This window comes from Streptomyces sp. WAC05374 (genome assembly GCF_004353505.1).
Taxonomy (GTDB): Bacteria; Actinomycetota; Actinomycetes; order Streptomycetales; family Streptomycetaceae; genus Streptomyces.
This window is the reverse complement of record NZ_SMNQ01000005.1, coordinates 79767-99910: the sequence shown is the minus strand read 5'-3', so window position 1 is coordinate 99910 and position 20144 is coordinate 79767. Positions and strand designations below refer to the sequence as shown.

The 20144-nt window shown below is 74.3% G+C and carries 18 protein-coding genes; 5 read left to right on the top strand and 13 right to left on the bottom strand.

What is annotated here, in order from left to right:
• Nucleotides 1–143 precede the first annotated feature (143 nt).
• Together E2B92_RS12845 and E2B92_RS12840 are read left to right on the top strand one after the other, a co-directional pair.
• Nucleotides 144–755: a potassium channel family protein gene (locus E2B92_RS12845; protein WP_126884067.1), complete on the top strand. Its 612-nt coding sequence runs from the start codon at nt 144–146 to the stop codon at nt 753–755.
• Nucleotides 752–2161: a DUF2252 domain-containing protein gene (locus E2B92_RS12840; RefSeq protein WP_126884066.1), complete on the top strand. Its 1410-nt coding sequence runs from the start codon at nt 752–754 to the stop codon at nt 2159–2161. The genes E2B92_RS12845 and E2B92_RS12840 overlap by 4 nt, the downstream gene beginning before the upstream one ends.
• 74 nt (nt 2162–2235) lie before the next feature.
• Here E2B92_RS12840 and E2B92_RS12835 read toward each other — a convergent pair whose 3' ends face one another.
• The 6 genes from E2B92_RS12835 to E2B92_RS12810 form a co-directional block, all read right to left on the bottom strand.
• Nucleotides 2236–2433: a hypothetical protein gene (locus E2B92_RS12835; RefSeq protein WP_126884100.1), complete on the bottom strand. Its 198-nt coding sequence runs from the start codon at nt 2431–2433 to the stop codon at nt 2236–2238.
• A gap of 125 nt (nt 2434–2558) precedes the next feature.
• Nucleotides 2559–3086, bottom strand: a complete 528-nt coding sequence (locus E2B92_RS12830; RefSeq protein WP_126884065.1) for a hypothetical protein — start codon at nt 3084–3086, stop codon at nt 2559–2561.
• 18 nt (nt 3087–3104) lie between these two features.
• On the bottom strand, nt 3105–4730 hold the full coding sequence (locus E2B92_RS12825; RefSeq protein ID WP_126884064.1) for an MFS transporter: 1626 nt from the start codon (nt 4728–4730) through the stop codon (nt 3105–3107).
• A 139-nt stretch (nt 4731–4869) separates the two neighbouring features.
• On the bottom strand, nt 4870–7542 hold the full coding sequence (locus E2B92_RS12820) for a LuxR C-terminal-related transcriptional regulator (RefSeq protein WP_126884063.1): 2673 nt from the start codon (nt 7540–7542) through the stop codon (nt 4870–4872).
• 19 nt (nt 7543–7561) lie between these two features.
• The gene (locus E2B92_RS12815) at nt 7562–8413 is read right to left on the bottom strand and encodes a class II glutamine amidotransferase (protein WP_126884062.1); all 852 of its coding nucleotides are present in this window, start codon (nt 8411–8413) and stop codon (nt 7562–7564) included.
• 163 nt (nt 8414–8576) lie between these two features.
• Nucleotides 8577–9398, bottom strand: a complete 822-nt coding sequence (locus tag E2B92_RS12810; protein WP_126884061.1) for a serine hydrolase domain-containing protein — start codon at nt 9396–9398, stop codon at nt 8577–8579.
• Nucleotides 9399–9465: 67 nt separating this feature from the next.
• On the opposite strand from E2B92_RS12810, the gene E2B92_RS12805 reads away from it, so the two are divergent.
• The 3 genes from E2B92_RS12805 (at nt 9466) to E2B92_RS12795 (ending at nt 12410) form a co-directional block, all read left to right on the top strand.
• Nucleotides 9466–9933, top strand: a complete 468-nt coding sequence (locus tag E2B92_RS12805) for a MerR family transcriptional regulator (RefSeq protein WP_126884060.1) — start codon at nt 9466–9468, stop codon at nt 9931–9933.
• Entirely contained in the window at nt 9930–10946 is a 1017-nt protein-coding gene (locus E2B92_RS12800; protein WP_126884059.1) for an aldo/keto reductase, read from the top strand. The genes E2B92_RS12805 and E2B92_RS12800 overlap by 4 nt, the downstream gene beginning before the upstream one ends.
• Before the next feature lie 219 nt (nt 10947–11165).
• On the top strand, nt 11166–12410 hold the full coding sequence (locus E2B92_RS12795) for an NAD(P)/FAD-dependent oxidoreductase (protein WP_126884058.1): 1245 nt from the start codon (nt 11166–11168) through the stop codon (nt 12408–12410).
• 79 nt (nt 12411–12489) lie between these two features.
• Here the strand turns inward: E2B92_RS12795 and E2B92_RS12790 are convergent, their stop codons facing one another.
• The 7 genes from E2B92_RS12790 to E2B92_RS12760 form a co-directional block, all read right to left on the bottom strand.
• Entirely contained in the window at nt 12490–13674 is a 1185-nt protein-coding gene (locus tag E2B92_RS12790; protein ID WP_126889140.1) for an acyltransferase family protein, read from the bottom strand.
• Nucleotides 13671–14699: an alpha/beta hydrolase gene (locus tag E2B92_RS12785; protein WP_126889139.1), complete on the bottom strand. Its 1029-nt coding sequence runs from the start codon at nt 14697–14699 to the stop codon at nt 13671–13673. The genes E2B92_RS12790 and E2B92_RS12785 overlap by 4 nt, the downstream gene beginning before the upstream one ends.
• Nucleotides 14700–14833: 134 nt before the next feature.
• Nucleotides 14834–15511, bottom strand: a complete 678-nt coding sequence (locus E2B92_RS12780) for a response regulator (protein WP_126889138.1) — start codon at nt 15509–15511, stop codon at nt 14834–14836.
• Nucleotides 15508–16788 (bottom strand): sensor histidine kinase, encoded by a 1281-nt coding sequence (locus E2B92_RS12775; RefSeq protein ID WP_126889137.1) that lies wholly within the window; start codon nt 16786–16788, stop codon nt 15508–15510. Before E2B92_RS12775 ends, E2B92_RS12780 begins: the two co-directional genes overlap by 4 nt.
• A 148-nt stretch (nt 16789–16936) precedes the next feature.
• Nucleotides 16937–17803 carry a DUF4429 domain-containing protein gene (locus tag E2B92_RS12770; protein WP_185923790.1) on the bottom strand — a complete coding sequence of 289 codons (867 nt, stop codon included), beginning with the start codon at nt 17801–17803 and terminating at the stop codon, nt 16937–16939.
• 86 nt (nt 17804–17889) lie between these two features.
• Nucleotides 17890–19101, bottom strand: coding sequence for an alpha/beta hydrolase (locus E2B92_RS12765; RefSeq protein WP_126889135.1), 1212 nt, complete (start codon nt 19099–19101; stop codon nt 17890–17892).
• Nucleotides 19102–19396: 295 nt separating this feature from the next.
• Nucleotides 19397–20071, bottom strand: coding sequence for a TetR/AcrR family transcriptional regulator (locus tag E2B92_RS12760; protein ID WP_126888281.1), 675 nt, complete (start codon nt 20069–20071; stop codon nt 19397–19399).
• Nucleotides 20072–20144 lie beyond the last annotated feature (73 nt).

Below are 20144 nucleotides of genomic sequence, written 5' to 3'. Positions count from 1 at the left end.
CGCGTACGAGGACGTGGTCCGCGCGCGGGGACCCGACCGTTCCAGGGTCACGCCGGTGTCCGGCCCCCGGGGTCACCCCTCACGGGTGATCCGCCGCCGCCGCCGGGGCGGTGAGGTGGTCCTGGCGGCGAAGGAGACACGAGATGAGCGAACCGAGCCCGGACGGGGACGTCCCGCCCCGGTGGCCCTCGCGCCCCCAGCGGGCGGTGGTGGTGTCGGTCGCCCGGGCCGTGTTCATCGCCGTCGGCCTCGTGGCCGCGTACTACCTGCTGCCCCTGGACGATCGCGGCGCGGCCGGTACGTCGGCACTGCTGGCGGCCGGTCTGGCGGCGGTTCTGCTGGTGTTCGGGTGGGAGGTGCGGGCCATCGTCCGCTCACCCCACCCGCGCCTGAAGGCCGTCGAGGCACTGGCCGCCACGCTGGCGCTGTTCCTGGTGCTCTTCGCCGGCGCCTACTACCTGCTGGACCGCTCCGCCCCGGGCTCCTTCAGCGAGCCCCTGACCAGGACGGACGCGCTGTACTTCACCCTCACCACGTTCAGCACCGTCGGCTTCGGCGACATCGCGGCACGCTCCTCGACCGGGCGTGTGCTGACCATGCTCCAGATGACCGGCGGCCTGCTGCTCGTGGGCGTCGCCGCACGGGTGCTGGCGGGCGCGGTGCAGGCGGGACTGCGGCGGCGGGGGCGGGAGCCCGGGGCCGGCCCGGACTCCGGCACCGACACCGGGACACCCGACCAGGAGGCCGGATCATGACCGTACCGAGCGCCTTCACCCCGTCCCTGCCCCCGGCCGAGAGGGCGGCGCACGGGAAGGACGCGCGCAAACGCGCCCCGCGCTCCGGCCACGGCCGGTTCGAGACGGCGACGTCGCGCCCCGACCCGATCGACGTGATCGAGCGACAGTCCGCGGACCGCGTACCGGAGCTGGTCCCCATCCGCTACGGCCGCATGCTGGAGTCACCGTTCCGCTTCTACCGCGGCGCGGCCGCGATCATGGCGGCGGACCTGGGGGACCTGCCCGACACCGGGCTCCGGGTGCAGCTCTGCGGGGACGCCCACCCGCTGAACTTCCGGCTCCTCGCCTCACCGGAGCGCCGTCTGGTCTTCGACATCAACGACTTCGACGAGACCCTGCCCGGCCCCTTCGAATGGGACGTGAAACGGCTGGCGGCCGGCTTCGTGACGGCCGCCCGGGCGAACGGCTTCCCGGCCAAGGAGCAGGACGGCGTCGTGCGGGCCTGCGTGAAGGCGTACCGGGAGCGGATGCGCGCCTTCGCCGGCATGCGCACCCTGGACGTCTGGTACGCCCAGGACGACGCCGACCGGCTCCGCGAGCTGCTGGCCTCCTCCATGGACAGGGAGGCCCGGCGCCGGACCGCGAGGGCCGCGGCACGCGCCCGCACGCGCACCCACCTCGAGGCCTTCTCCAAGCTCACCCACGTCACCGCCGAGGGGCGGCGCATCGCGCCGGACCCCCCGCTGATCACCCCGCTCGACCAGCTCGCGGCCGGCTCCTACGAGGCCGTGGGGGAGAGGGACTTCGACGCCCTCCTGCACGGGTACGCACGGACCCTTCCGCCCGAGCGCCGGCACCTGCTGCGCCACTACCGCCTGGTGGACATGGCCAGGAAGGTGGTGGGCGTCGGCAGCGTCGGTACGCGCTGCTGGGTGCTGCTCCTGCTCGGCCGGGACGACGACGACCCCCTGCTGCTCCAGGCCAAGGAGGCCCAGGAGTCGGTACTGGCCGCCCACACGGGCGGCGAGCACCACGGCAACCAGGGCCGCCGGGTGGTGTCCGGGCAGCGCCTGATGCAGACGTCCGGCGACATCTTCCTCGGCTGGACGCACGTCGTGGGCCTCGACGGGCAGGACCGGGACTTCTACGTGCGCCAGCTCTGGGACTGGAAGGGCATCGCACGGCCCGAGACGATGGAGCCGCGCCTGCTCACCCTGTTCGCCCGACTGTGCGGGGCGTCCCTGTCGCGGGCCCACGCCCGTTCCGGTGACCCCGTCGCCATCGCCGCCTACCTGGGCGGCAGCGACCGCTTCGACCGGGCGCTCGCGGAGTTCGCGCAGTCCTACGCCGACCGCAACGAGCGGGACTTCCAGGCGCTGGAGGCCGCGCACCGCTCCGGCCGGATCAGGGCGGAGCGGCTCTGAACACCTCGGGGGACCTCACCGGACCGTGACCCGTCCGAATCCGCGGGCCGTTCCCCCGGGTACGCCCGGCGCCGTCACTCCGGCAACTGCCGCATCTCCATGACACGCAGCCCCAGCGACTGGCAGCGCGCCAGCAGGCCGTACAGGTGCGCCTCGTCCACGACCGGGCCGTACAGGACCGTCTGGCCGGACATCACCACATGGCCCAGCTCCGGAAAGGCCTTCGCCAGCGTTTCCGACATGTGCCCCTCGACCCGGATCTCGTAGCGCACCAGGCGTCCTTCCACGAACTGTCCCGGACAGACGGACGGCTACCTTCCCTACGATCCTCCGCCTCCCGTCCCCTCCGGGCCTCACCCGGTACAGGTGACCGTCGCCGGCCGCCCGCCCGCCGGGGTCAGTGCGTCAGGAAGAGCTTGAAGGAGATGATCAGCAGCCCGAGCAGCAGATTGACCGACGCCGTGACGGCCATGAGCCGCGGCGGAGCACCGGCGCGGCGTGCGGCGGCCACGGACCAGCCCACCTGGCCGGCCACGGCGACGGAGAGGGCCAGCCACAGGGCGCCCCGCACGTCCAGGCCCAGCAGGGGGCTCACGGCCACGGCGGCTGCCGGCGGGACGGCGGCCTTGACGATCGGCCACTCCTCGCGGCACACCCGGAGCACCACCCGGCGGTCCGGGGCCCGCTGCGCGAGACGCGCCCCGAACAACTGGGCGTGCACGTGCCCGATCCAGAAGACCACGCCGGTGAGCAACAGCAGCAGCACCACTTCGGTGCGGGGGAACGCGCCCAGCGTGCCGGCGCCGATCACCACCGAGGCGGCGAGCATCGATCCGTAGACGCCGCCGGTGTAGTCCGCGTGGGCCCGGCGCTCGGCGCGGCGTGCCGCGCGGCTGGTGGCCGGTCCGGGCCTCGTCCTGGTCATGCGGGGGCTCCCTCGGGCTCAGCGTGCCGGTCCGGTTCCGGCCGGGGCGTCGCCGTCCGGCTCCTGCGGGCGGCTCGTCCGGGCGGTCGGCAGGTGCGGCGTGACCAGGAAGCCGGCCAGCGCGATGCCACCGGTGGCGAGGATCGCCGCCTTCAGGCCGTCGAGCTGCGCGGAGGCGTACGAGTCCGTGACGGCGGAGACCTCGGACGGCGGCAGCCCGGCGCGCTCCGCCGCGGCACGCACCTGGTCGGTGGAGACGAAGGTGATCCCCGCCTGGAGGGTGACCCCGACCTGCTCACGGGTCTGCTCGGACAGCCGCGGGTTCTCCGCCACCTGCGAGGTGAAGGCATGGGCCAGCGCCCCGATGAGGATGGAGCCGATGAGCGCCGTGCCCAGCGCCGAGCCCAGGTTCTGGGCCGTGAACTGGAGCCCTCCGGCCTCGCTGCGTTCCTCCTGGCCGACGCTGGACTGCACGACGTTGCCCAGTTGCGAGGCGAGCAGGCCGACGCCCACGCCCAGCAGGGCCATGGCCCCGGCGAACTGCGCGTCGTCGATGACCGGGTCGATGGTGGCCAGCAGCCAGGTGATGGCCGCGGCGAGCGTCACCAGCGCCACCCGGACCACCCTCCGCGGCCCCACCACCCGCCCCAGCGAGGACGCGGACAGGGAGGTCACGAGCATGGTGACGGAGACGGGGAGCAGGCGCAGCCCGGTCTCGAAGGCGTTGAACCCCTGCACCACCTGCAAGTACAGCGGGATGGCGAAGAACAGGCCCAGCAGGATGAGGTTCTGGCTCAGCAGCGTCATCAGGCCGGCCCGCAGCACCGGCCTGCGCAGCAGGGACAGGTGGACGAGGGGGTCGGCGCCCCGCTCGTCCTGCCGCCGCTCCCAGTGCCGGAACACGGCCAGGACGGCCGCCCCGGCCCCGATCACGAACAGTGTCGGGGCGAAGCCGAGGACGGTGAAGGGAGGGTTGCGGGGCTGCACCCACCCCCAGGTGCTGCTCTGGAGCACCCCGAGCACGCCCAGCCCCAGTCCGGCCGCGGACAGGACCGCACCGACCCAGTCCAGCCGTGGGCGCCGCCCGGTCGGCGCGGGCGTCGCGATCACCCGGCGGCACAGCAGGACGGCCACGACGACCACGACCTCGCCGGCGAAGACCAGCCGCCAGGTGAGGTACGTCGTCACCCAGCCGCCCAGCAGGGGGCCGACCGCGATCCCGGCGCCGGCGAGCCCGCCGATGACCGCGTACGCGACGGCCCGGTCCCGCCCGCCGTACGACTCCGCGACGAGGGCGGCCATGGCCGGCAGCACCATGGCGGCTCCGAGCCCCTCGATGACGGACCAGCCCAGTGTGAGGACCCACAGGGTGGGCGCCGCGGCGGTCAGCGCCGACCCGGCGCCGTACACGACCAGTCCCAGGAGGAACATGCGGCGCCGCCCCAGGATGTCTCCGAACCTGCCTCCGATGATCATGAACGCCGCCATGACCAGCGCGTACAGGGTGATGACGGCCTGGATGGCGGTGACCTCGGTGTCGAAGTCCTCGACGAGCCGGCTGATGGACACGTTCATCACGGACGTGTCCAGGACCATCAGGAACTGCGCCGTGCCAAGGACGATCAGGGCCCGCCAGTGCTTCACGGTGTCCACCTCGCGGAGTCGGCCCGGAACGCCGACGGGGTCGCCGGGCAGCGGCCGGCGCGTGCGCTGCCGCCACTGCCATCGCAGCCGACGGGCCCGCCCCGCGCCTCACCCGCGACGGGGGAGCGCGCAGCGGGCGTCACAGCAGCCCGAGGTCGCGGGCGCGGCGCACCGCGTCGTTGCGCCGGTTCACCGCGAGCTTCCGGTAGGCGCTCTTGAGGTGGGTCTTCACCGTGTTCACCGACACGTAGAGGTCGGCGGCGATCTCCTCCGTCGTCATCATCCCGGCCAGCCGCTCCAGGACGTCGAGCTCGCGCCCGCTCAGTTCCGGCGCCACCAGCGGCGGGGGCGGCACCTGTGCCCGGGTCCGCTCGTCCGGCCGGGCCGGGCCGGGTGTGAGCCACCCCGCCGCCAGGTCGTGCAGCGGTGCCGTGGCCAGCAGGGGCCGCAGCCACGCGCCGGCATCGAGGAACGGGCGCCGCAGCCGTTCGCGCCGGGCGTCCAGGAGCGCCCGGCCCACCAGCCTGTGGGCGGTGGCGGTGTCGCCCGCCGCCAGCGCGGCCCGGGCCCTCACCAGCGCCGCCCCGACGTTCACCGCCGGCCCGGCCCGGCCGCTGACCCGGATGCTGTCGAGCAGCTCGATGGCCGCGCCCGGACGTCCCGCCTCGAGCTGGAGCGCGGCGGCCTCCACGGCCCACACCGGCTGGTCGCCGGACACCTCCCGGAGCACCTCGGCCGCGGTGTCCGGCCGCCCCTCGGCCAGGAGCGCGCCGGCGGTGACGAGCGCTTCATGGCCGGCCGCCCAGGGCGAGGCCACGGCGGTCGCGACGGCCGGCGCCGCCGCTGCGACGGCGGCCCGCGCCCTGCCCCGTACCCGCAGGAGCCGGGCCGCGGCGAGGGCCCGCCCCGCCGCGGGCACCGGATCGGGCGTGTCGGAGGTCAGCCCGTCCGTCTCGTCCAGGAGTGCCTGGGCCCGGTCCAGTTCGTGGCGGTCGACGGCCACGGCGGCCAGGACCAGCCGCTCGATGCCGGAGCCGGACGGCTGCGGCAGGCCGGCCCGCTCCGCCTCGTCCACCGCGGCGAGGGCCTTCTGCTCCGCCCTGCCGGGCCAGCCGTGCAGATAGTCCAGCAGGGCCAGGTGGCCCATCGACTCCTCGCGCGGCAGCGCGGTGGAGGGCCCGCCGGGAGCGCCGACCACGGTGGTCAGGGCGGCGTGCGCGTCCTCGAAACGGCCGGCCCACAGGCGCGCCGAGCCCAGGTGGGTCAGCAGGAGGGCGGTGAGTTCGGGATGCGTCTCCAGGAGGCGCTCCGGTACGTCGTGCCGCAGCTCCTCGGCCGCCGCCGCGGCCTCCTCGGCCCGCGGGGGGCACCCGGTCAGCCGGGCGGCCAGTGCCTGCAGGAGCGCGCAGCTCAGATGCGCGGCCGCCCGGCCGGGCGCGTCGCCGGTCAGCCGCTCCTCGGCCCGCCGCAGCCGGACCAGCCCGTGGTCGAGGTCGCACCGGGACAGGTCGCGGGCCGCGCGCACGAGTTCCGTCGCCGGGCTCCCGGCCTCCGGCCCCATGCGCGAGAACAGCTCGTACTGGTCGCCCGAGCCCAGGCCGGTGAAGAACTGACCGATCGCCAGGTCGTCGACGAGGGCCCCGGCGGCGAGGTCCCAGTCCTCCGCGGCGGCGCTGTGGACCAGGGTCTCCGGCAGGAAACCTTCACGGCGCAGCCAGCGTGCCGCCCGCCGGTGCAGTTCCGGCTCCAGCCCGGGCAGGCGCTCGCGCAGATGGGCCCGGAGTATCTCCCCGAACAGCGGGTGGAGCTGGTACCAGGAGTGCCCGAGGTGCTCGACGAACGCGTTGTCGCGGCACAGCCCCGCGAGCAGGTGCCCGGCGTCGGCCCGCAGGGTCAGCGCGTCGGCCAGCTCGGGACAGAAGCGGTCCAGGACGCTGACGCGCATCAGGAGGTCCTGGGTCTGAGGCGTCCGCCCCTTGAGGACCTCGGCCAGCAGGAAGTCGGCGACCGTGCTGTGGCCCGCCTCGAACTCCTTGAGGTACAGCTCGGGGTCGGCGCTCTCCCGCGCGGCCAGCACGAACAGGCGCAGTCCCGCGGCCCAGCCCCGGGTGCGGTCCACCAGGGCGCGGGCCGCGGCGTGGGCGGGCAGGCTCAGGCCGTGCAGCTCCAGCAGCTCGGCGGCCTCCTCGCAGGTGAAGGCCAGTTCGGCGGCGCGGATCTCCGTCAGTTCGCCGGCCGCCCGGTAGCGGTGCAGCGGAAGCAGCGGTTCGGTCCGCGTCACCAGGACGAGGCGCAGCCCCGGCCCGGCGTGGCGCAGCACGAACTCGAGCTGCTCGGCGACCTCCGGGGCGGACACGCGGTCGTACTCGTCGAGCACGAGGACCACGGGAGCGTCGCGGCCGTGCAGATCGGCGGCGAGCGCCGCCAGCGTCTTGTGGTCCACCCCGGTGGCGTCGGCGGGGCTCCCCACCGCGTCGGACGGGGGCGCGCCGCAGGCCCGCAGGGCCTGGAGGACGTACGCCCAGAACACCCCGGGCCGCCGGTCGCCCGCCTCGGCGGTCAGCCACGCGACGGGTCCGGGCAGCCCGGCCGCCCAGTCGGCGGTCAGCAGGGTCTTGCCGGCTCCGGCCGGGCCGTTGACCAGGGTCAGGGGTGTCGTCAGTGCCTGGTCGAGATGGTCGACGAGCCGCTGCCGCCGCAGGAACGTGGCCGGTTTCGCGGGCAGCGCGAACCGGGTGCGCAGGAACGGGTCCCCCAGCGGATCGGCGTGGGGGACGACCGCTCCGAGGGCGTCCCCATAGGTGTCGGCCACGCGTTCATCACCCCAGGGGTCAGACCGGACGGGTAGCCTCGGCGGGCCGGGGCCGGAAGGTGTGGAGCGCGTCCCTGCCCGGCTGGATGACGCCGTAACTGCCCTCCGGCACCTCGTTCCAGGCGCCGGGGAGGTCACCCAGCGGTTCGGAGACGACCAGCCGGGTCTCGTCGGAGACGTCCCGCAGGAACGAGGCGTCCGGGTGGAGCGCCCGCAGGGCGTCCACCTTGGTGCTGAAGTACAGCGACCGCGAGTGCCGCTCGCTGGAGTAGCGGAACGCCCACACACACGCGCCGTCGGACACGGCGACGGTCATCTGCAAGGGGTGCTCGACGCCGTGCGCGTGCCCCGTCTCCTCGATCAGGCCCGCCATCCGGGCCACGGCACCGGGGGGATCGTCCGCCAGGCCGAAGGTGAGGGCCAGGAAGAACATCAGCTCGGAGTCGGTGGAACCCTCGATGTCGGAGTACAGCGCGGGGTCGACGGCCAGGGCCAGGTCCCGCCGGAAGAGGGGGAATCCGTTGATCACCCCGTTGTGCATCCACATCCAGCGGCCGTGCCGGAAGGGGTGGCAGTTGCTCTGCTGCACGGCCGTCCCGGTCGAGGCCCTGATGTGCCCGAAGAACAGCCCGGAGCGGACGTGTTCCGCGACCTCCCGCAGATTCCGGTTGTTCCACGCCGGACCGACGTCCCGCAGGACCGCGGGGGTGTCGGTGTCCTGTGTGTACCAGCCGATGCCGAAGCCGTCGCCGTTGGTCGTCTCGACGCCCAGACGGGAGTGCAGGCTCTGGTCGATCAGACTGTGTCGCGGCCGAAACAGGACCTGGCTGAGAAGGATGGGCGTACCCGAGTAGGCGATCCAGCGGCACATCGCGGTTCCCCCGTTCCTGCTGTCGGAGGTGGTGCAGGCCGTACCGGCCGGCCGGTGCCCGGGAGCGTCCTCGTACGAGCACTCCCCAGTATCGCCCGTGCGGCTCCCTCCGGCACGCCGGAGGGAGCTTGCGCAGGTACGCGGACGAGCCGCCCGCGGCCGGTCAGCGCCGTGCGCGCAGCTCCCCCAGCACCGCGTCCGTGAAGGGCGGCCACGCCTCGACGGCCCAGGGGCCGAAGGGGCGGTCGGTCAGGGCGACGCACGCGGCGCCCGCGTCGGGGTCGACCCACAGGAACGTGCCCGACTGGCCGAAGTGGCCGAAGGTGCGGGGCGAGGAGGAAGCACCCGTCCAGTGCGGGGACTTGGCGTCGCGGATCTCGAAGCCCAGGCCCCAGTCGTTCGGCTTCTGGTGGCCGTACCCGGGCAGGATGCCGGTCAGGCCGGGGTGGACGACCGACATGGCCTCCAGCACGGTGCGCGGGTCCAGCAGGCGCGGCGCCTGCACCTCGGCGGCGAACCGCACCAGGTCGCCGGCCGTCGAGACGCCGTCCTTGGCGGGCGATCCGTCCAGCGTCGTGGCCGTCATGCCCAGCGGTTCCAGCACCGCCTGGCGCAGGTAATCGGCGAAGGGGATGTCGGTGGCCTTGGCGATGTGGTCGCCCAGCGCCTCGAAGCCGGCGTTGGAGTAGATGCGCCGCGTGCCGGGCGCCGCCATGACCCGGTGCTCGTCGAAGGCCAGCCCGGACGTGTGGGCCAGCAGGTGCCGTACCGTGGAGCCCTCCGGACCGGCCGGCTCGTCGAGCTCGACCGCCCCCTCCTCGTACGCCACGAGCGCGGCGTACGCGGCGAGCGGCTTGGTCACCGACGCCAGCGGGAAGGGCCGGTCCAGGGGACCGTGGGCCCCCACGACCGTGCCGTCCGCCCGCACGACGGCCGCCGCCGCGTTCTCCACCGGCCAGTTCTCGATCATCGCCACGCTTCGCATGCGTACGAGCGTATCTCCCGGCTCCGGGCTTGCTTGGAGTGCACTCCAAGGTCCTAGCGTGGAGGCCATGACGGTGATCGAGAGCACTCCCGTACGGACCGAGCGCCCCGACGTCTGCACCTCCGCGCCACCCGCCCACCCACGTCCCGACGGGCAGGACCGCTACACGATCAGCGAGGTGTCCGCCTGGACCGGGCTCACCGCGCACACGCTGCGCTGGTACGAGCGGATCGGGCTGATGCCGCACATCGACCGGTCGCACACCGGGCAGCGCCGGTTCACCAACCGGGACCTGGACTGGCTCGTCTTCGTGGGGAAGCTGCGGCTGACGGGCATGCCGGTGGCCGACATGGTGCGCTACGCCGAGCTGGTGCGGGCCGGGGAGCACACCTTCGAGGAGCGGCAGGAACTGCTCGAGTCCACCCGCCGGGACGTGCGGGCCCGGATCGCGGAGCTCCAGGACACGCTCGCCGTACTCGACTACAAGATCGACTTCTACGCCGGTGCCCGCCGGGCCCCGGAGAGGACCACATGAGCATCGAGAAGATCACGACCGTACGCCTCGGCACCGAGGGCCCCCTCGTGGGCGTCCAGGGCTTCGGCGCCATGGGCATCAGCGAGTTCTACGGCGACACCGACGAGGCCGCCGCCCGGGACACCCTGGACGCCGCGCTGGAGGCGGGCGTCACGCTGATCGACACCGCCGACGTCTACGGGCGCGGCGCCAACGAGGAGTTCCTCGCGCCGTTCGTCGCGAAGCACCGCGACGAGATCACCCTGGCCACCAAGTTCGGCCTCGTACGCACCGACGACCCCGCCTACCGGGGAATCCGCAACGACCGCGCCTACCTCAGGTCGTGCGTCGAGGGCAGCCTGCGCCGCCTGGGCACCGACGTCGTCGACCTCTACTACATGCACCGCCGCGACCCGGCCGTACCGCTCGCCGAGACCGTCGGGGCGATGGCCGAACTGGTCCAGGAGGGCAAGGTCAAGCACCTGGGGCTGAGCGAGGTGACCGGCGCCGAACTGCGCGAGGCGCACGCCGTGCACCCCATCGCGGCCCTCCAGTCGGAGTGGTCGCTGTTCTCCCGGGACGTCGAGCGCAGCGCGGTCGGCGCGGCGGCCGAGCTGGGCGTGACGTTCGTGCCGTACTCGCCGCTCGGGCGCGGCTTCCTGACCGGGGCCTTCGTGGACGCCGCCAAGGACCTGGCGGAGAACGACTTCCGCAAGCGGCAGCCGCGCTTCTCCGGCGAGAACGCCCGGCGCAACGCCGCGCTCCTGGAACCGGTGCGCAAGGTCGCCGAGGCGCACGGTGTGACACCCGCGCAGGTGGCCCTGGCCTGGGTGCAGCAGCGGGCGGAGGTGCACGGACTGACCGTCGTGCCCATCCCCGGCACCCGCAAGCGCGCCCGCCTGCTGGAGAACGCGGCGGCGACCCGCATCCGACTGGGCCGCGACGAGCTGGCCCTCCTGGAGCCGGTCGCCGCCCAGGTCGCCGGTGACCGGTACCCCGACATGTCCTTCACCTCGGCGGCCCGCGAGGCGTAGGCGCCCGGGCGGGTGCCCGCGTCCCGCGGTGCCCGCCTCGCGGGGGCGCCCACCCTTCGCGGGTGCCCGCCTCGCGGGGGCGCCCGGACCGGACCGGCGGAACGCGGCCGGGTCTAGCCTGGGAGGGGTACACATTCCCCATACCCGACGAGCCATGGGGCGCCCGCCGCCCGTCATGACGATGTCCCCCGGCGGTGCACCCGATGGGCAGGTGACGCCATGACCAGCACGGACGGCCCGGTCATCACGGACCCGGACACCGACACGTACGACGTGATCGTCATCGGGGCGCGCTGTGCGGGCGCACCGACAGCGATGCTCCTCGCGCGCCGGGGACACCGGGTCCTCCTGGCGGACCGGGCCACCTTCCCCAGCGACACCATCTCGACCCACCTGATCCATCCGCCCGGCCTCGCCGCGCTGGACCGGTGGGGACTGCTGGAACGCGTGGTCGCCACCGGGTGCCCCCCGATCGACACCTACATGTTCGACCTCGGGCCGTTCACCATCACCGGGTCCCCGGCCGGAGAGGGCTACGAAACCTCGTACGCCCCGCGTCGCACGGTCCTGGACAAGATCCTCGTCGACGCCGCCGCCGAGTCCGGCGTGGACGTGCGCGAGGGGTTCACCGTCGACGAGGTCCTGCTCGACGGGGGCCGGGTGAGCGGGATCAGGGGCCACGGCAAGGACCGCCGGGCCGCCGTCGCGCACGCCGGGACCGTGGTGGGCGCGGACGGACTGCACTCGTCCGTCGCGAGGGCCGCGGGTGCCGCCGAGTACGCCGGGAAACCGAAGATCAACGCCTACTACTACACGTACTGGGCGGGCCTGCCCATGCGCGGCGTCTTCGAGGCGTACGACCGCGGTGACCGCGCCTTCGCCGCCTGGCCCACCAACGACGACCTGACCATGGTCATCAGCGGCTGGCCCATGCGCGACTTCGAGGCCAACCGCGACGACGTCGAGGGCAACTACCTCGCCACCCTGGCACGGGCACCGGCCTTCGCCGAACGGGTCGCGGCGGCCACCCGGGTCGAGAGGTTCGTCGGCACGGCCGTGCCCAACTACTTCCGCAAGCCCTACGGGCCGGGCTGGGTCCTGGTCGGCGACGCCGGATACCTGAAGGACCCCATCACCGCCCAGGGCATCCAGGACGCCTTCCGGGACGCGGAGCGGTGCGCCCACGCACTCGACGAGGTGCTCACCGGACGCCGGTCCTTCGAGGAGGCCATGCGGGAGGCGCAGGAGGCGAGGGACGGACAGGTCATGAGCATGTACGAGTTCACGGCCGAGTTCGCGACCCTGGAACCGCCGCCGCCCGAGACGGAACAACTGCTGCACGCGGTGTCCGAGAGCCCCTCGGCACGCGACGCGTTCGTCAGGGTGACGGCCGGGGTGACACGGCCCGAGGAGTTCTTCGCGTACATGGAGGAACGGATGAGCCGCCGCCCCCACCCCGCCTGAGCCACCCCCCACCCCGCCCGCCGTCTCCGCCCGACGCCCGACGGCGCCCACGGGGCCGCCCGTCCACGGCGTACGTTTCCTAGCCCAGCGCGTACACCGCGAAGCCCGCCGCCAGCAGGCCGGCCACCGAGCGGCGGGCCACCGTCGCCCCCGTCCACGGCGTCTCGAACACCCGCGCGTACCGCCCGATGAGCAGCAGCAGCCCCGCGAACAGCGGCAGCCACGCCAGCCGCGCCACGATCCAGGCCGGCGAGTCGGGCGCGGTCGTCAGCCCGGGGACGGCACCGGCGAACGACGCCGGAACGGCGGCCGCCAGCATCGCCGTCTGGTGCCAGCACAGGATGGTCATCGCCGACAGGTTGATCATGACGACCGGCGCCCACAGGGCGGGGCGCCGCAACAGCCGCCCCAGTCGGTCGCGCAGCAGGATCGCCGCGCCGCTCTGCGCGGCGGCCAGCGCGAGCACCAGCAGCGACGGCGGGTGGGAGTTGGTCCTCGCCTCCCCGGGCACCCCGACCATCGAGGCGGGGTAGTGGAAGGCGAGCAGGAGCGTGACGAACAGGACGGCGCCGCCGGCGAGCAGCACCCACGCCTGCCTGGCGCCGATCCGCCGCACGCCCCACGACACGCCCAGTTGGTAGGCGAACAGCCAGCCCGGGAGGATGTTCAGCACACTCAGCCAGGACGGCACGGCCTCCGCGTACGGGCCGTAGCGCAGGAAGTCGACGACGGCGACCGACGCGAGCAGCGGTGCCGCCGCCCACGCGCCGAGCCGCCGGGCTGCGCGCACGCAGTACGGGGTCAGGGCGGTGACGACCGTGTACACCCCGACGAACCACAACGGCTGGACGACCAGCGTCGATCCGGTGCGCAGGGTGTCGTCCGGGACGCCCGCGGCGTACAGCACCGGCACCAGCACGGCCCACACCGCCGTCACGCCCAGGACCGGCCGCCCGAGCCGGGCGATCCGCCCCCGGAGCCACGCGCCCGTGGAGCCCCGGCGCCGCTCGTACGACAGGACGGACGCGTACCCGCCCACCAGGAAGAAGATCCCCAGCATCTGCAGCACCCAGCTCACCGGGGCGAAGAACCCGAAGGTGCTGAGCGGGCTGGCGTTGTGGATCACCCCGTCCGCGTCGAGCGTGAACCCGCCGAGGAGCCAGTGGCCGGTGGGGACGGCGAGCAGCGCGAGGGCCCGCAGGCCGTCGACCGCACGGTCGCGGTGGGCGGGGGTGCGCGCGTCGATGCGCTCGGCGAGGCTCATCGGACCTCTCCCCGGGCGATCGCGGCGAAGGTACGCAGGGAGTCGGTGCCCGGCGCGAAGTAGCCGGTGTGGCCGCGGGCGCCGGCCACGGGCACGGGGCGCGCGCCGAACTCGGGCGCGGCCGGGTCGGTGCCGTGACCGAGGCCGAGCAGCTCGACGTTCGGCACCTTGGAGATCCAGTCGGACGGGTCCTTGGCGGCCCACACCCGGGCGGTCGTCCCCAGGTCCGCCACGTTGTCGGCGCGCATGCCGGGGGAGCCCAGGACCACCAGGTCACCGACCTCCAGGCGCGGCGCGGCCAGGCCGCAGACGACGGAGCCGTAGCTGTGGCAGAACACGGAGGGCCGGGCGGCGCCCACGGCGGCGAGCCCCTCGGTCAGCCGGACCAGCCGTGCCGCGCCCGCCTCGGCGAGCCCACCGGTGGCGGCGTCCAGGCCCACCCCGACGGGCGTGGTGTACCCGGCCCAGGCGATGACGGCGGTGTCGCCGGCCGCCGCGCGCAGCTCCCGGCCCATCCCGGCGGGCGTGCCGTACGGGTCGGTGGCCCGGTCGTACGTCCCGGCGTCGATGTCCGCACCGGGCACCACGACCGCGACGTGCCGGCTGCGCGTCAGGTCGCCGTACACCTCCGCGACCTGGCCCCGGCCCCGCGGGTCGAACGCCAGGACCTGCCGCCCGGCCAGGTGCGCGAACCGGGCGTCACGGCGCAGCGCGGTCGCGTTCGCCTCGTACCGCAGCGCCACCGGGGCACCGTCGAGGTTGCCCACGACGGACGGGTGCCGGTGCGCCAGGTCCCGCTGCTGAGACTCCGTCAGCGTGCGGAAGAAGGCGGCGATCCCGTCCGGCGCCGTACGCGCCGGATCGGGCAGCGCCCGCCCCAGCGACGTGTCGGCCCGCCACGCCCCGCTCCCGGGCGGCGGCCCGGTCACGGGGAGCTGCCCGCTCCCGGCGGCCCATCCGGCGGTCCCGGTCACGAGTGCCGCCGCGAGTGCTGCGGCGGTCAGGGTCCTCTTCCAGCGGCGCATGACGCCCCCCTTTTTCTTCCTTCGTCCTGTGCGGCGAGAGGAAGGTAGGAGGGGAGTCCCTGAGCGGGCGTCACCCCGCGGAGCCAACCCCGGGGTGCTACCGCGGTAGGGGGTGGGTCACCCGGCGGCGGCCCTCACGCGTCGCCCGGGGTCACCAGCCCCGACTCGTACGCGAAGACCACCGCCTGCGCCCGGTCGCGGAGGTCCAGCTTCGACAGGACCCGCCCGATGTGGGTCTTCACCGTCTGCTCGGCCAGCACCAGGTGGCCGGCGATCTCCTGGTTCGACAGCCCCCGGGCGATCAGCTCCAGCACCTCCGTCTCACGGGGCGTCAGGCCGTTCAGGCGTGTGGAGCGGTCCCGGCGCGGGGCGGGCCGCGAGGCGGCGAAGTCGGCGATCAGCCGCCGCGTCACGGACGGCGCCAGCAGCGCCTCGCCGGCCGCCACCACCCGTACCGCGCCGATGAGGTCGGCGGGCGGGGCGTCCTTCAGCAGGAACCCGGACGCGCCGGCGCGCAGCGCCTCGTACACGTAGTCGTCCACGTCGAAGGTGGTCAGCATCAGCACCTTCGGCCGGTGGACCACCCCCGGTGGCGGCGACAGGATCTCGCGCGCCGCCGCGAGCCCGTCCATCTCCGGCATCCGCACGTCCATCAGCACCACGTCCGGGTGCGCCGAGCGGGCCACGGACACCCCCGCGCGGCCGTCCGGCGCCTCACCCACCACGTCGATGTCCGGCTGCGCCGACAGCAGCGCGGCGAACCCCGCCCGCACCATGGCCTGGTCGTCGACGATGATCACGCGGATGGTCACGCGGGTTCCTCCGTGTCGAGGGGGAGCCGGGCCGCGACCCGGAAGCCCCCGTCCGGCAGCGGCCCGGTGTCCAGCGTGCCGCCCGTCAACCGTACGCGCTCCCGCATGCCCACCAGCCCGTGCCCGGTACCGGACGTCTCCAGGGGCGAACCGGCCTCAGCGGACGGCCCGTTGACGACCAGCACCGTCAGCCGACCGTCCGCCACCGTCACCGACACACGCGTCGGCGCGCCCGGCGCGTGCCGCACCACATTGGCCAGCGCCTCCTGCACGATCCGGTACGCCGACAGGTCCACCGCCTGCGGCACCGGCCCCAGCTCGGCCGGCATCGACAGCTCGGCCGGCACGCCCGCCCGTACCGTCGCCTCCACGAGCTGCTGCACCCGGTCCAGGCCCGGCTGCGGCGCCCGTTCGCCCTCCGTGCCGTCACTGCGCAGCACCGCGAGCAGCCGCCGCATCTCGGTGAGCGACTCGCGGGCGGACGCGGCGATCGTCGAGAACTCCTCACGCGCCGCCTCCGGGAGGCCCTCGATCCGGTACGGCGCCGAATCCGCCTGCACGGTGATCACCGACATGTGGTGGGCCACCACGTCGTGCAGCTCGCGCGCGATCCGGGCCCGCTCCTCCAGCAGCGTGCGCCGGGCCCGCTCGGCCTCGCTGATCGTCTCCTGCTCGACGAGCCGCCGCTGCGCGTCCCCGCGTTCCCGGAGGGACGCCGTCAGCAGCAGCACGGCCCCGGCGAGGACGAACAGCAGCAGGTGGATGCCGTCGCTGCGGGCCTGCGACACCAGCTCGAAGGCGAACCCCGCCGCGCCGGTCACCAGCCACACGCCCACCAGCGTCCGGCGCGGCTCGCGCAGCCCCACGGCCACCATGAGCGCCAGGTACCCCACCACGATCATGGGCGTCCACGGCCAGGACCGGCCCGCCACCCCGTCCGCGCCCAGCAGGACCAGCGCGCCCAGCACATCGGCCGCCAGGATCATCCACCACGCCTGGAGCGGGCGGGACACGGCCAGCAGCAGCGGCGCGGCCTGCCCGGTCGCCAGTGCCCCGGCGACGGCGCCGTTGACCTCGTAGTCGTTGACCAGCACGGTCACCGTGACCGGCAGCAGGGAGGCGACGAACGCGAAGGCGACGACGTACGGCAGCCGGCGCAGCCACGGCGACGACGCCTGGGCGAGCAGCGGCTCACCGGGCTGGGTGGGCGTGGCGAGAGTGCCCCCGAGCGCGCGCAGGGAGGCGCGCACACGGGGCGACGGGGAAGCGGTACGCATGGTCCCGCCACCCTAGGCACCGGCGGCCCGCCCCGGCGTCATACCAGGGTCCCGGCGTCGGCCTCGTACCCCGGTATGACTTCGGCGCGGGCCGCCGGGGGCCGAGCCCCGTGGTGCCCGGCAGCCCCGGCGCGGAGGCCGGCCGGGCCTACAGCTCCGCCAGCAACTGCGCCTTCTTCGCCGCGAACTCCTCGTCCGTCACCAGACCCGCCTGGTACAGCTCGCCCAGGTGCCGGATCCGCTCCGCGATGACCGCCGGGTCGCGGCCGGCCGTGACGGCGGCGGGCACCGGTACGGGCGCCGCGCCCGCCTCCCGTATCGCCGCGAGGACGGCGGCCGCGAACGGCAGCGACTCGTGCACCGGCCCGTAGCCCAGCCCGAAGACGACCGCCGCCGGGTCCTGGTCCGCCTGCGCCGGCTGCGCGTCGCCCGCGTGGCCGCGCCGCACCAGCCGCAGGTAACCGTCGAAGACGTCGGGCGAGCGCCACTCGACACCGCCCAGCTCCCGCACCGGGAACGTCTGGTCGCCGGCCTTCCACTTGGCGGACGACGCACCGGTCCAGAACCAGCGGAACGCCACCTGGCTGCCGTCGAAGGAAGCCTTGCCGTCGTACGCCTTGAACTGGAGCGGCGCCTCGGGCGCGGCCACCAGGAACCGGTCGGCCGGTTCCTTCGCGTCCGGGCCCAGCGCGGCCCGCAGCTCGTCGGCGTAGTACTCGGCCAGCGTCTCCCGCTCGGCCGGCAGCACCAGCCGGTAGGGGTCGCCGGATTCCTTGAGCTGACCCGCGGCCGCCTCCATCAGCGGATCGGCGCCCGCTCTCGGCACCGCGTGCAGCACCACCGTGCCGCGTCTGCCCGGGGAGAGGGTCACCGACGCCAACGCCTCGTGGGGGATGCGTCGCTCGCGCAGCGCCTGGTGGAGCTTCGGTGCGCGGATCCCCCGTTCGAAGCGGATGAGCACGGCGTCGGGTTCGAACTCCCAGGTGGCATGAATTCCGGCCAGCACATCACCCATGCGCCTCATCGTATGCGGCGTGCGCCCGCGCGTCGCCCCCCGAAGACTTGTGAGCTTCGGCGGCCCACCACGCGCCTCTACGCGCGTCAGAGCGCTTCCACGCCGGAGATTCCGCTGCGGCAGGCGTCCTGGTCGCCCGCGCACCGCACGGATCGATACGAGCCGACGCCTATCTCGGCGAAGTTGCGGAGGCTCTCCGTGCCCGGCTCGAAGTACCCGGCGTGCCCGACGGCGCCCGCCGCCGACAGCAGCCGCGCCCCGAACTCGGGCGTCACCGGATCGGCGCCGTGGCCCAGTCCGCCGACGTCCAGGTAGGGCACGTCGGCGATCCAGTCGTCGGCGTCGCGCATGGCCCACACACGGGCGCGGGTGCCGAGCCCGGCGGCGTTCGCGGCCCGCATCCCCGGGCTGCCGGCCACCGCGAGGTCCGCCACCCGCGCGGGCAGCCGGCGGGCGGCGACGCCGCACACCACGGAGCCGTAGCTGTGGCAGAACAGCGACACCCGGGAGTCGCCGGGCAGCGCACCCGTGAGCGAGACCAGCCGGGCCGCCCCGGTCTCGGCGAGCCGCCCGATCGCCGCGTCCATGCCGACCCCCGCGGGTGCCGTGTAGTCGGCCCACGCGATGACGGCGGTACGGGTGCGGGGCGCGGCGGCGCGCTCGGCGGCGTAGAGGGATTCGGCCATCCCGACGGGGGCCGTGTACTTGCGGGCGGTCCTCTGGAACGTCAGCAGGTTGGTGTCGACTCCGGGGACGACCACCGAGACGCGCTGCGCCCGGTCGAGGTCGCCGAAGACCTCGGCGACGCGGCCCTTCCCGGACGGGTCGAAGGCGAGGATCTGCCGGTCGTCCCGCATCAGGGAGGCGAACCGGTGCGTGCGGCGGACGGCCTCGTGGTGGCCGTCGGGCGACAGCCGCGCGTCCTGAACCCGCTTGCGCTCGGCGTCGTGCGCGGCGCGCAGCGCGATCCGGTTGGCCCGGTAGCGCAGGGTGACGGGAGCGCCGTCGAGGTTGCCGACGACGAGCGGGTACTCGGCCGCCAGCCGGCCGCGCTGACGCTCGGTCAGGGACTGGAAGAACGCGGCCAGTACGGGCGGCGGCGAGGCGGGGTCGGGCAGGTCCCGCGTGCCTATCCGGCCGTCCCGCCATGCGGCGAGCGCGGCTTCGCGCGGCTCTCCTGGCCCGCGGTGATGGCGGACGGCCGTCCAGCCGGTGGTCATGAGGAGGACGAACACCACGGCGAGGGCGAGCAGTGCGCGCCACACCTGGAGCGTGGGGGAGGAGTCGAAGGAAGTCACTGCGGGACACCCTAGGAGACACGTGCGGGGCGTCGCGAAGAGGGTGACGCAGATCACGCGTGAGAGTGGCCGGTTGGGGGAAGCGTGTTCACTCTGCGTACGCGCCGGGCGCACGCAGCGGCGCGTTCAGGGAGGCACGCTCGGGTGGCGCGTTCCGGTGGCGCGCTTGCACCGGTGGCCGGACCCGGGCGCGTTGGGACGCGTGACGGGTGACGGGTGAGGGGGCGGGGGGTGAGGGGTGAGGGGTCAGGGGTGAGGGGTGGCAGGTGAGGGGGGCCGGGAGACGGGTGACCGGTTACGCCGGTGGCGTCCCGCGCCAGTCCGAGGCGAGCGCCGGGCCGAGGTGGTCCAGGTAGTTCTCGGTGAGCGCGCGGATCGCCTCCAGGGACGCGTCCTCGCCCCGCCCCCACAACTGTCCCGTGACGCGCATGACCCCGCTGAACGCGGCGACGGCCACGCGCGGGCGCGGGTCGGCGTCCACGTCGAGCCCCTCGCGCTCCGCGATCAGGCGGGCGATGTTCTCCTCCATCTCGATGGAGCGGCGCAGGTGTACGGCCAGCAGCGCGGGCGTCGACTCGATCATCTGGAAGGTGCGGAGGTACAGCTCGACGGGGACGACCTCCATGATCGACTCGCCGATGGTGTCCCAGGCGCACAGAACCGCGTTGCGCATCGCCTCCAACGGCGCCTCGTGGGCGGGCCGTTCGCTCAGGGCGACGGCGAAGCGGCTCTCGACCATCTGCTGGACGGCGAAGGCGACGTCTTCCTTGCTGGCGAAGTAGCGGAAGAAGGTGCGCTGCGAGACGTCGACGGCGCCGACGATCTCGTCCACCGTCGTCCGCTCGTACCCCTGTGTGGTGAAGAGCTCCAGTGCGGCACGCAGCAGTGCGTCCCGGGTGCGCCGCTTCTTGCGCTCACGCAGGCCCGTGGGGGCGGGCGTCCCTGTGCTGGTCGGCTGCTCGGCCGTCACTTCATGGTCCTCTTTCCGCCATTTCTGGCTGCTCAGGCTACCTGTGAGCTACGCGACAGTTACCGGCGTATGA